Annotated in this window: 8 protein-coding genes; 4 read left to right on the top strand and 4 right to left on the bottom strand. The window is 72.3% G+C overall.

Features of this window, described 5'->3' with window-relative positions; all coding sequences use genetic code 11:
* Positions 1 to 328: 328 nt before the first annotated feature.
* A complete protein-coding gene (locus ACFW48_RS26110) occupies positions 329 to 1954 on the bottom strand; it encodes a GGDEF domain-containing protein (protein WP_386318411.1) in 1626 nt (541 codons plus the stop codon).
* A gap of 149 nt (positions 1955 to 2103) precedes the next feature.
* Between ACFW48_RS26110 and ACFW48_RS26105 the strand changes: the two genes are divergently transcribed.
* Positions 2104 to 2913, top strand: a complete 810-nt coding sequence (locus ACFW48_RS26105; protein WP_386318409.1) for a M15 family metallopeptidase — start codon at positions 2104 to 2106, stop codon at positions 2911 to 2913.
* Positions 2914 to 2960: 47 nt separating this feature from the next.
* Entirely contained in the window at positions 2961 to 3497 is a 537-nt protein-coding gene (locus ACFW48_RS26100; RefSeq protein WP_386318408.1) for an NUDIX domain-containing protein, read from the top strand.
* On the opposite strand, the gene ACFW48_RS26095 is transcribed toward ACFW48_RS26100, so the two are convergent.
* The gene (locus ACFW48_RS26095; protein ID WP_386318406.1) at positions 3488 to 5866 is read right to left on the bottom strand and encodes a TIM-barrel domain-containing protein; all 2379 of its coding nucleotides are present in this window, start codon (positions 5864 to 5866) and stop codon (positions 3488 to 3490) included. The two genes, ACFW48_RS26100 and ACFW48_RS26095, sit on opposite strands and share 10 nt — an antisense overlap.
* A gap of 213 nt (positions 5867 to 6079) precedes the next feature.
* Here ACFW48_RS26095 and ACFW48_RS26090 point away from each other — a divergent pair, with 213 nt between their 5' ends.
* Together ACFW48_RS26090 and ACFW48_RS26085 are read left to right on the top strand one after the other, a co-directional pair.
* Positions 6080 to 8056: an acetoacetate--CoA ligase gene (locus ACFW48_RS26090; protein ID WP_386318404.1), complete on the top strand. Its 1977-nt coding sequence runs from the start codon at positions 6080 to 6082 to the stop codon at positions 8054 to 8056.
* Between the two features lie 121 nt (positions 8057 to 8177).
* Positions 8178 to 9068 carry a hypothetical protein gene (locus tag ACFW48_RS26085; protein ID WP_386318402.1) on the top strand — a complete coding sequence of 297 codons (891 nt, stop codon included), beginning with the start codon at positions 8178 to 8180 and terminating at the stop codon, positions 9066 to 9068.
* A 73-nt stretch (positions 9069 to 9141) separates the two neighbouring features.
* Here the strand turns inward: ACFW48_RS26085 and ptsP are convergent, their stop codons facing one another.
* Positions 9142 to 10812: a phosphoenolpyruvate--protein phosphotransferase gene (gene ptsP, locus ACFW48_RS26080; protein ID WP_386318401.1), complete on the bottom strand. Its 1671-nt coding sequence runs from the start codon at positions 10810 to 10812 to the stop codon at positions 9142 to 9144.
* A 77-nt stretch (positions 10813 to 10889) separates the two neighbouring features.
* Entirely contained in the window at positions 10890 to 11339 is a 450-nt protein-coding gene (locus ACFW48_RS26075) for a PTS glucose transporter subunit IIA (protein ID WP_121745818.1), read from the bottom strand.
* Positions 11340 to 11755: the final 416 nt, after the last annotated feature.

Here is an 11755-nt window from a genome sequence, read left to right as displayed (position 1 = left end):
GGGTGCTTGTGGTGCCGTAGCGGTCGGTGCAGACGTGTGCCGGTGAACCGCGCGTGCACGCGCGCTTGCTGGCGAACTGCGGCCCGCGTCGGGTGTTTGTGGTGCCGTAGCGGTCGGTGCACACGTGTGCCGGTGAACAGCCCCCGCACGCGCGCGTGCCGGCGAGCAGCGCCCCGCACGTCGGGTGCCCGTGGTGCCGCGGCGCTCGGTGCACACGCGTGCCGGCGAACAGCCCCCCGCACCTCGGGCTTGTCGACGCCGCCCCTCGCCGCCCAGGGTGCCGTCCCTCCCCGGCGCCCACGCGTCGGCGCGGCCGAGGGCGCCCGCGTCACCCCGCCGTCGCCGTCGCCCGGTCCGAACCGCGTCGGACCTCGTGCCCCGGCGCACCGGCCCGGCCCAGCACCCAACTCGCCCCGTGCAGACCCTTCGCGGCCTTCTTCAGCGGGGCCAGCCAGGCCGCCGCCTGCCGGTGGTCCGACACACTGCCCGGTGGGCACAGGACCGTCGCCAACGACAGCGTCACGGGCCGCCCGCCGGCCGACCACGGCACGTCCAGCACGGAGGCGGCCAGCGGATCCAGCCCTTCCGGGTCGGTGAGCACCAGGAAGTCGTCACCGCCGATGTGCCCCACGCGCGCGGACCCCGCCGCCGTCTGCGACAGCGCCCGCCCGATCGCCCGGATCAGCTCGTCGCCCGCCGCGAACCCGGCCCCGTCGTTGACCTGCTTGAAGTGGTCCACATCGAGCCAGCTCAGCGCGAACGCCCGCCCGTCCGCGATCCGCCGGTCCACCTCTCCCGTGATCGCGTCCGAACCGGGCAGCCGGGTCAGTGGATTGAGCCCGGCCGCCTCCTCCACCCGGTTCTCGGCCAGCGCCCGCACGAGGTCCGCGAGCCGCACGACGCCCACACACCGCCCGGACACGTCGACCACGGCCACGTCGTCCGACGTGCGGCCCCGGCCGCCCACGGCCACCACGTCCAACACCTCCCAGGCCGTCGCGTCGACGCCCACCGTCCGCGGCGGGTCGCCGAGCTTCGCGGCGGGCCGGTCGGCGTACAGGGCGTGGCCGTAGCGCCCCGACATCGACAGCAGGAAGCGGGACCTGTGCACGGACCGCACGGGCACCCCGTCCCGGTCCACGAGCAGCACCCCGGACACGTCCGGCGCCCCGGTCAGCAGCGCCCGTACCTGCCCCGCCGACGCGGTCGCGGGCAGCAACGCGGCCGGCCGTACGAACTGCCGCACCGAGGGCCCCGAACGCGGTGCCGGTACGACGCCGGGGGAGCCGGGCGGAACGTACACGTCCGCCGCCGGCAGCCGCGCGGGCGGCGCGAACAGCTCCCCCTGCGCCAACTGCGCCCCGGCCGTCCGCGCGGCAGCGCACTGCGACTCCGTCTCGACGCCCTCGACGGACAGCAGCGCCCCCAACTCGTCGCACAGCACCCGCATCGCCCGTACGGCCGCCGGCCGGGCCAGCAACGACGCGTCGAGCTTCACCAGCTCCGGCGCGAGATCCGTCAGCAGCCGCAGCGGCGCGTCCCCGTCACCGACCCCGTCCGCACAGATCCGGAACCCCTGGCCCCGCAACGCGCTCACCGCCTCCAGCAGGGCCTGCCGCGGCACATGCGTGTACGGCGGACAGACGTCGACCGTCACCTCCCACGGCATCCGTCCCGCCTCCCGCACGGCGCCGTGCAGACCTTGCAGGCCACCGAGGTCGGCGAGCGTGCCCGCGAACACGTTGACGTGCAGCGGCAACAGAGTCTCCTTGCGCACCGCCGCGCGGAACGCCGCCACCACCAGTCGGCCGTCGAGTTCGGGGTCGCGGCGCGCCTCGGCCAGGATGTCGCCGGTCTCCGGGCGGGCGAGTATCTCCAGCGCCGCGACCCCGCCGGTCATCAGATTGACCACCGGTTGGAAGGCGAAGCGGAGAGTGTCCGTCCAGGAGCGCACGGGAGCAGAATGGCGCCACAGACACCCGCCCGGGCCCAGTTCACGCGACGTTCACGCAGGATTCCGACGCGTTCCCGGAGCGTACGGACGGCGAGTCGCAGGACCGCCCACTTCCCCCGCAGAGCCCACTCCTGATAGATGCAGGGAACATGACACGACTCTCCACCACGCTCCGCGGCCTGGTCACCACCTTCGCCGCCCTGCTCACCGTCACGGTCGTCCCCGCCACCGCCCAGGCCAAGCCGGAGCCGAAGGCCCCGGAGGACTTCGTGGCCCTGAGAAGCGTCGCCCCCACGATCATCCAGGAGATGCGCTACACCACCGCGCACAACTTCGTCGGCGAGCGCATCGACGGCTACCGGCAGCCCCTGTGCATCCTCACCCGCCCCGCTGCCGAAGCCCTCCACCGAGCCCAGACCCGGCTGCTGCGCCAGGGCTACTCCCTCAAGGTGTACGACTGCTACCGGCCGCAGCGCGCCGTCGACCACTTCGTCCGCTGGGCCGAGGACCTCGGCGACCAGAGGATGAAGGGCGAGTTCTACCCGGAGGTCGACAAGACCCGTCTGTTCGCGGACGGTTACATCGCCGAGAAGTCCGGCCACAGCCGCGGCTCGACCGTGGACCTCACCATCGTGAAGCTCCCGGCGAAGCCGACCCGGCCGTACCACCCCGGGCAGCCCCTGGTGCCCTGCTTCGCGCCCCAGGACGAGCGCTTCCCCGACAACTCCGTGGACATGGGCACCGGCTACGACTGCTTCGACACCCGCTCACACACCCTCGACTCCCGTATCCAGGGCGCCCAGCGCGCCAACCGGCTGCTCCTCAAGAACACCCTGGAGGACGTCGGCCTCGTGAATCTCCCCGAGGAGTGGTGGCACTTCACCTACAAGCCCGAGCCCTACCCGGACACCTACTTCGACTTCCCGGTCTCCGCGAAGTCGCTCGCCGGCCGCCGTTGAGCCGCCGGCCGGAGCCGCCCCCTCCAGGATCGGATACAGTCCGCCGCGTGTTCGAAACTGAAACCTCCGCTCCCAACTCCGTACCGGGCTCCCACTGTTCGAGCTGTGGAACGCCCTACGGAGAGGGCGTCTCCGGCTGGCCCCGCACCTGCCCCGCGTGCGGCACCGTGGCCTACCGCAACCCGCTGCCGGTCGCGGTCGCCCTCCAGCCCGTGTACGACACGCAGGGCACCGCCCTGGTGGTCATCACCCGCACCGTGGCCCCCGCGCGCGGGGGCGTCGCACTGCCCGGCGGCTACGTGGACGACCGGGAGGACTGGCGGCAGGCCGTCGTCCGTGAACTCAAGGAGGAGACGGGCATCGACGCGGCGAGCCGCGACGTACGCCTCGTCGACGCCGTGAGCTCGCCCGACGGCCACCTGCTGCTCTTCGGGCTGCTCCCCGAGCGGTCGGCCGAGGGCCTCCCGCTGTCCGCCGCCACGCACGAGACCGAGGGATGGCACCTGCTGCACAGGGCTGAGGAACTCGCCTTCCCCCTTCACACCCGAGCCGTACGGGCCTGGTTCGAGGGCCGCTACATCTGAGCCGAGCGCTCCACGAGCCCACGGACGCGGACCGGGCAGGACGGCTCGCTCACGCCGTCCTCGCCCTCCCGCTCCACGACCACCCGATCCCCCTCCCAACGCGAGACGTACCGCTCGATCTCCGGTTCCACCCAGCCGTCGCCCGTGTCCGGCACGACCAGGCCACCGCCGGTCCGCCCCCGCGCGGGCGCCCACACCTCCAGCGCCGACCCGCCGTCCTCCCCGCGCACCGGAAGCACGGCTCCCGCCCGCGCGAACACCGGAATCCGCGCCAGAGGAGCGTCGACGAGAACCTGTGCCGGCCCCTCGTACGCCCGCTCCGTCACCACGTCGTACCAGCGTCCGCGCGGCAACTGCACCGCCCGTCGGTCCGCCCCCGGGTCCAGCACCGGAGCCACCAGCAGACAGTCGCCGAGCAGGAAGGCGTCCTCGCAGTCCCGCAACACCCGCTCCTCCGGCGTCGACCACCACAGCGGCCGCACATACGGCGCACCCGTACGCCGGGCCAGATGCGCCAGCGTCACGAAGTACGGCAGCAGCCGCCGCCGCTCGACGAGCGCCACGCGCGCGTGCTCCAGCACCTCGGCACCGAACTCCCACGGCGCCCCGCGCCCCGCCCCCTGCCCACCGCGCGTGCGGAACAGCGGAAGGTGGGCAGCCAGTTGCAACCACCGCAGATACAGTTCCGGAGACGGACTCCCGCCGGCCCCGCCCACATCCGGCCCCGCATACGGCACCCCGCACAACCCGAGCCCCATCACCAGCGACAACGACGCCCGCAGCCCGGGCCAGCCCGTGGCCACATCCCCCGACCACGCGCCGCCGTAACGCTGCATGCCGGCCCACCCGGAGCGCGAGAAGACGAACGGCCGCTCCTCGGGCGCCAGCGTCCGCGCCCCCTCGTACCCGGCGCGGGCCATACACAACGCGTACACGTTGTGCGCCTCCCTGTGGTCACCGCCCCGCCCCTCCAGGAAGTGCCTGGCCGAACGCGGCAGCGTCGCCTCCCCGAACGCGGCGAACGAGGTGGGCTCGTCAAGGTCGTGCCAGAACCCCGCGAACCCCTGCCCGAGCCGCTCCTCGTAGAGCCCGCCCCACCACTCACGCACACGCGCGCGTGTGAAGTCCGGAAAGACCACGTCCCCGGGCCACCCCACGCCCCGGACGACCCGCCCCGAGGCGTCCCGCACGAACACGTCCTCGCTCGTCCCGCCGTCGTACACGGCGTTGCCGGGCGCGGCCGGGACCGCGGGACCCACGACCGACACCAGCCGGACGCCGTCCCGCCGCAGCTCCTCGGCAAGGACGGGAAGCTTGGGGAACCGCTCCTCGTCCACGGTGAACACCTGGCGGCCGTCGAGATGGCCGGCGTCCAGGTGAACGGCGTCGAGCGGCAGATCACGCTCCTGATGGCCGGCGACGATCCGCCGCACCTCCTGCTCGTCGCCAGGACCCGACCGCGCGTGATGGTGACCGAGCGCCCACGCAGGCGGCAGCGCGGGCGCCCCGGTCAGCGAGGCCCAGGCGAGCAGCACGCGCGCGGGGGTGCCCACCGTCACCCAGCACCGCAGCGGACCGCCGTCCATCCGCAGCACACTCCGCCCGGGCCGGTCATGACCGGACCCCGCGCCCTCCTCGCCCTCCCGCAACGTCACCGTGCCGTCCCACGAACTGTCGTGGAACACCAGATGCGTCCCCGCGTCGGCCACCACCAGCTGCACCGGCATCGTGACGGACAACGGGTCCTGGCCCGGAGCGAACGGCAGGCCGGGGCCGGTGTTCCACAGCCGGTACGTGCCCTTACGCAGCCGAGGACCCGCGGCCCGCCCGCCGAGCCCGAAGAACCGGGCGTCCGCCGCGACCTCCGACCGCTGCGTCCAGCGCGCCGGACCGCCGCCGACCGGCTCCCACCAGCGCGGCGGCAGCTCACGGCGCAGCACCACGCCCCCGGGCGTAAGGACCTCGATCGCGCCGTGCCGGGAGACCGCCACCGTCGCCCGCTCGGCCACCACCCGCCAGCCGCCGTCCTTGTCCGGCTCCAGCACCGCCCGCGGATCCGGCTCCGGACAGCGGCCCGCCAACGCGTACGACGGCTCCGGCCCGGCTCCGTCCCAGCCCCAGAACACGGCCCCGTTCACGGCGACGAGGACGCGCAGCTCCGAACGGCTGAACCGGACGACACCGCCGCCGGGCCCCGGCTCCACCTCCTGCATCGGACCCGGCACCCGCGCACGCTCCGCACCCCGCGGCGGCAGCCCCGCGGCGTCGGCCTGCCGCCTGCGCCACGCCGCCCGTACGGTACGCAACCCCTGCGCCGCCCCCGCAGAACCGACCGCTTTCATCGAACGCACCAGGTCACGACCGTCCATGCTGCTCACCCTGCCACCGACCACCTCCCGCGCGGGCGTCGTTCAACTGCCGTTCACCCGTGACGGGACCACATCTTCACGACAGCGACTATGTGGGGCGCGCCCTGGTGTAGAAATCGATCACGTGGCATCGTCCGTGTCAGCCGCGTCACGCGCACACCCCAGCCCGTGCGCGGAGGACGCACACGACGCGCACAGTCCGGGAGCCGCCCCATGTCGACCGTGAACCCCCAGCCGCTCTGGCAGCCAGATCCGCAGCGCATCGCCCAGGCCCGGATCACCAGGTTCCAGACCTGGGCAGCCGAGCACCACGGCGCCCCCGCCGAAGGCGGATACGCCGCACTGCACCGCTGGTCCGTCGACGAGCCGGCCACCTTCTGGAAAGCCGTCACGGAATGGTTCGACGTACGTTTCTCGACCCCCTACGCGCGCGTACTGGGCGACCGCTCCATGCCCGGCGCCCAGTGGTTCCCCGGCGCCACGCTCAACTACGCCGAGCACGCCCTGCGCGCGGCGGCCACCCGCGCGGACGAACCGGCCCTCCTGCACGTCGACGAGACCCACGAACCGACCCCTGTCACCTGGAGCGAGCTGCGCCGCCAGGTCGGCTCGCTCGCCGCCGAACTGCGCGCCCTCGGCGTACGCCCCGGCGACCGCGTCAGCGGCTACCTACCGAACATCCCGCAGGCCGTGGTCGCCCTCCTCGCCACCGCAGCAGTGGGCGGCGTCTGGACCTCCTGCGCCCCCGACTTCGGCGCCCGCAGCGTCCTCGACCGCTTCCAGCAGGTGGAACCCGTCGTCCTGTTCACCGTCGACGGCTACCGCTACGGCGGCAAGGAACACGACCGCCGCGACACCGTCACGGAACTGCGCCGCGAACTGCCCACCCTGCGCGCCGTCGTCCACATCCCGCTCCTCGGCACCGAGGCCCCCGAGGGCGCGCTGGAATGGGAGACGCTGACGTCCGCCGACACGGACCCCGTCTTCGAGCAGGTGCCCTTCGACCACCCCCTGTGGGTGCTCTACTCCTCCGGCACCACCGGCCTGCCCAAGGCCATCGTCCAGTCCCAGGGCGGCATCCTCGTCGAACACCTCAAACAACTCGGCCTGCACTGCGACCTCGGCCCCGATGACCGCTTCTTCTGGTACACGTCGACCGGCTGGATGATGTGGAACTTCCTCGTCTCCGGCCTGCTCACCGGCACCACGATCGTCCTCTACGACGGCAGCCCCGGCTACCCGGACACCGGAGCCCAGTGGCGCATCGCCGAACGCACCGGGGCCACCCTCTTCGGCACCTCGGCCGCCTACGTCATGGCCTGCCGCAAGGCCGGCGTGCACCCCGCCCGCGACCACGACCTCTCCCGGGTCCAGTGCGTGGCCACCACGGGCTCCCCGCTCCCGCCCGACGGCTTCCGCTGGCTGCACGACGAATTCGCGCAGAGCGGGGCGAGCCTGTGGATCGCCTCCGTCAGCGGCGGCACCGACGTGTGCTCCTGCTTCGCGGGCGCCGTCCCCACCCTCCCGGTGTACATCGGCGAACTCCAAGCCCCCGGCCTCGGCACCGACCTGCAGGCCTGGGACCCCAGCGGCACTCCACTGACCGACGAGGTCGGCGAACTCGTCGTCACCAACCCCATGCCCTCGATGCCGGTCCGCTTCTGGAACGACCCCGACGGCAGCCGCTACCACGACAGCTACTTCGACACCTACCCCGGCGTCTGGCGGCACGGCGACTGGATCACCGTCACCTCCCGAGGCTCCGTCGTCATCCACGGCCGCTCCGACTCCACCCTCAACCGGCAGGGCGTCCGCATGGGCTCGGCCGACATCTACGAAGCCGTCGAGCGCCTCCCCGAGATCAGGGAATCCCTCGTCATCGGCGTCGAGCAGCCGGACGGCGGCTACTGGATGCCCCTGTTCGTGCACCTGGCCCCCGGAGCCGTCCTCGACGACGCCCTCCTGTCCCGCATCAAGCGGACCATCCGCGAACAGCTCTCCCCACGCCACGTCCCCGACGAGGTCATCGAAGTGCCCGGCATCCCGCACACCCTGACCGGCAAACGCATCGAGGTCCCGGTCAAGCGACTCCTCCAGGGCACCCCGCTGGAGAAGGCCGTCAACCCCGGCTCCATCGACAACCTCGACCTGCTCCACTTCTACGAGGACCTCGCCCGTAAACGCACCTGACCAGGCCCTCAACGGGCCGGCCGCCGCCAACGGCGGCCGGCCCGCGCGCCGCACCCGACGTCGTTGTCAGTGCCGCCGGTTACTGTGAGTGAGCATTGATCGACTGCGCACAGGGGGAAAGATGGCGCACACCGACCAGACCACGCGACGCGTCCTGCGCCGGGAAATCGCCGGCACCATCGGACTGCTCACCGACGAACACGACTTCCGCGCCATGCGGCGCTACCGCAGCTTCACCTTCGACGACCACGCCGCCTATCTCCGCCAGGTGGAAGCCCTGCTCAGGGCACGCGCGGCACAGGGCACCCACACCACCGTCGCCCTCTTCGACCCGGAGGAGTACGCCGACTTCTGCTCGGCCGCGGGCCTCGACCCCGACGCCCCCGCCAGCCGCACCCGGTTCACCGCCGAACTCGCCGCCGGCGGACCGACCGTGCCGTACGAGGGCCAGCCCCTCGCCGACCTCCTCCCGGCTCTCGTCGACGAAGCCGTCCGCCAGGCCACCTGGGAGTACGCCTCCAACCTGCTCGCCCGCCTCGGCAGCTGCGCCACCTGCGGCGAGGACCTCGGCCGAGCCGCCTTCACCCGGGCTTCGCGCCTGCTCCGGCGCATCCTCGAAACGGCGCCACCGGGCGACCGGCACCTGGTGTGCAGCGTCACGGGCTCCCCGGAAACCCTCCTCTCCGTCCTCCACGCCGACGAGGACATCGACGGCACCCCGCACGTCGACGAGGCCGAGGCCCTGGAGTTCACCGGCGTCCTCGCGCTCGGCCTCGCCACCCACAGCCCCGGGGGACTCGTCATGCGCATCAGCCCTCCGAGCGGCCCGGACCGCATCCACGGCTGGCGCCTGCGGGGATACGGCCTCGAGCCCCTCACCGCCGGTGAGGTCTTCGACGCCTACTGCACGGACGTCGAGTCCGGCGACCTCATCTCCCCGGAATCCAACGTCGACTACTGCGCGCCACCCGACCTCGGAGACGACCACCTGCCACCGGGGCATCACCACTGAACGCGTGCGGGGCGCCCCACCCGAAGGTGGAACGCCCCGCACCGGCCATGACAGGTGGCGGACCCGCCCGGTGCTACTCGCCGGACAGCACCGCCTGAGCGGCGTTCCGCGCCTCCTCGGCGCTGTCCGCCGCCCGGGCGGCCGCCGCGGCACGCTCGCACTGCGCCAGCGTGAACTTCGCCAGCGTCGCCCGGACGTAGGGAAGCGACGCCGCACCCATGGACAGGGAGGTGACGCCCAGACCCGTCAGCACACACGCCAGCAGCGGGTCCGACGCCGCCTCACCGCAGACGCCACAGCTCTTGCCCTCGGCCTTCGCCGCCTCCGCGGACAGCGCGACCAGGTCGAGCAGCGCCGGCTGCCAAGGATCCTGCAGCCGGGACACCGCACCCACCTGACGGTCGGCGGCGAAGGTGTACTGCGCGAGGTCGTTCGTCCCCAGCGACAGGAACTCGACCTCCTGCAGCACCGAGCGCGCCCGCAGCGCGGCGGACGGAATCTCCACCATCGCGCCGAACTTCGCCCGCAGCCCGGCCTCGCGGCACGCGTCCGCGAACGCCTTGGCATCGGCCCGGTCCGCCACCATGGGGGCCATGACCTCGAGATAGACCGGCAGCCCCTCCGCAGCCTTCGCCAGCGCCGTCAGCTGCGTGCGCAGCACCTCCGGGTGGTCGAGCAGCGTCCGCAGACCACGCACGCCCAACGCCGGGTTCGGCTCGTCGCCCGGGGTCAGGAAGTCCAGCGGCTTGTCCGCGCCGGCGTCCAGCACCCGCACGACGACCCGGCCCTCGGGGAACGCCTCCAGTACCTGCCGGTAGGCGGTGACCTGCTTCTCCTCCGACGGCGCGTTCTCGCTGTCGTCGAGGAAGAGGAACTCGGTACGGAAGAGACCGACGCCCTCCGCCCCGGCCTGGACCGCCGCGGGCACGTCCGCGGGGCCCCCGATGTTCGCGAGCAGCGGCACCTTGTGACCGTCCGAGGTCGCACCCGGTCCCGTGGACGCGGCCAGCGCCGCCTTGCGCTCGGCGGCCTCCGCCTCCAGCTGCCCCTTCTTCTCGTCGGTGGGGTTCACGAAGATCTCACCGGTGCTGCCGTCGACGGCGATGACCGTGCCCTCGGGAAGTTCCCCGGCCCCCGGAAGCGCCACCACCGCCGGCACACCGAGCGCCCGAGCGAGAATCGCGCTGTGACTGGTCGGCCCACCCTCCTCGGTGACGAAGCCGAGGACCAGCGTCGGGTCCAGCAGCGCCGTGTCGGCGGGAGCCAGGTCCCGCGCGATGAGGACGTACGGCTCGTCACTGTCCGGAACGCCCGGCATCGGCACCCCGAGCAGACGGGCGACGATACGATTCCGCACATCGTCGAGATCAGCCACGCGGCCGGCCAGGTACTCACCGGCACCGGCCAGCAGGGCGCGATACGCGGCGAAGGCGTCGTACACCGCACGCTCGGCCGTGCTGCCGACGGCGATCCGCCGCTCCACGTCCGCCATGAGTTCGGGGTCCTGGGCCATCATGGCCTGCGCCTCGAGCACGGCCTGGGCCTCACCCCCCGCCAGATTGCCGCGCGCCATCAGATCGGCCGCCACAGCCTCCACGGCCTTGCGGGCGCGCCCCTGCTCGCGCTCCGCGTCCTCGGCCGGAATCTGCTTGGCCGGGGGCTCGAGCACGGCAGTCCCCATGTGCCGAACCTCGCCGATCGCCACACCGTGGCTCACACCGACGCCTCGCAGCGTTGTCTCCATCTCACCCGTCCCGATAGTGCGGCGGGTCCCGCCGCCGCGGTGGTTGTCCTACCCGCCGTCACACGACGGCGCTGACGTCACTTCCAGAGAAAGAGACTCTCGCCGGCCTTCACTTCGCCGTCCTCACGGAGCTCGGTGAGGGCCTCGGCCGTCGCCTCAAGGGCCACGATCGGACAGACCGGCGACTTGCCGGCCGCCTCGACGGCGACCGGGTCCCAGCGCACCACGCCCTGACCACGCACGACGGTGTCGCCCTTGTTCACCAGCAGTTCGAAACCCTCACCGTTGAGCTGGACGGTGTCGATGCCGAGATGGGTCAGCACACCGTGCCCACTGTCGTCGACCACGACGAAGGCGTGCGGGTGCAGCGACACGATGACCCCGTCCACGGGTGCGACAGCCTCGGAAGGCTCGCGTACGGGGTCGATGGCGGTACCCGGGCCGACCATGGCCCCGGAGAAGACCGGATCGGGCACGGCGGCCAGTCCGATGGCACGTCCTGCGAGCGGGGACGAGACGGTGGTCATGGGAAGCCTCCATGGGGCGGAGATGTATACGGGCCGTCACTGCCTGTCCCGGACGGCGCACTGTGCAGCAGGGTATGTCATAGGAAGTACCGGTTCCGCATGAGTGTTCCGATTAGAGGTCTAGACCACAGTCCCCACGGATTTGCACCCGTTCCACGGCTCCGTGTACAGTCGTTACTCCTGCTTGAGGCTGAGTGACGCGAAGCAAGGCGTCCTCGCCCCGGCGGAACCCAACTTGTCAGATCCTATCGCTGGATCGCCTCCTGCATGCCTGCAGGACGGTGGTCAGAAGCACCGGGAAAGCCTGATAGTGTTGGAAACACCGAAGGGAAGCGCCCGGAGGAAAGCCTGAGAGAGTCTCTCGGGTGAGTACAAAGGAAGCGTCCGTTCCTTGAGAACTCAACAGCGTGCCAAAA

The sequence above is a fragment of the Streptomyces sp. NPDC058812 genome, from assembly GCF_042744565.1.
GTDB classification, from domain to species: Bacteria; Actinomycetota; Actinomycetes; order Streptomycetales; family Streptomycetaceae; genus Streptomyces; species Streptomyces thinghirensis.
This window is presented reverse-complemented; position numbering and strand designations above follow the sequence as displayed.

What these genes read in the sequence shown, in the direction of transcription:
- ACFW48_RS26105 (WP_386318409.1), top strand. Translation starts at nt 2,104, where the DNA reads ATGACACGACTCTCCACCACGCTCCGCGGCCTGGTCACCACCTTCGCC.
- ACFW48_RS26095 (WP_386318406.1), bottom strand. Translation starts at nt 5,866, where the DNA reads ATGGACGGTCGTGACCTGGTGCGTTCGATGAAAGCGGTCGGTTCTGCG.
- ACFW48_RS26090 (WP_386318404.1), top strand. Translation starts at nt 6,080, where the DNA reads ATGTCGACCGTGAACCCCCAGCCGCTCTGGCAGCCAGATCCGCAGCGC.
- ACFW48_RS26085 (WP_386318402.1), top strand. Translation starts at nt 8,178, where the DNA reads ATGGCGCACACCGACCAGACCACGCGACGCGTCCTGCGCCGGGAAATC.
- ptsP (WP_386318401.1), bottom strand. Translation starts at nt 10,812, where the DNA reads ATGGAGACAACGCTGCGAGGCGTCGGTGTGAGCCACGGTGTGGCGATC.
- ACFW48_RS26075 (WP_121745818.1), bottom strand. Translation starts at nt 11,339, where the DNA reads ATGACCACCGTCTCGTCCCCGCTCGCAGGACGTGCCATCGGACTGGCC.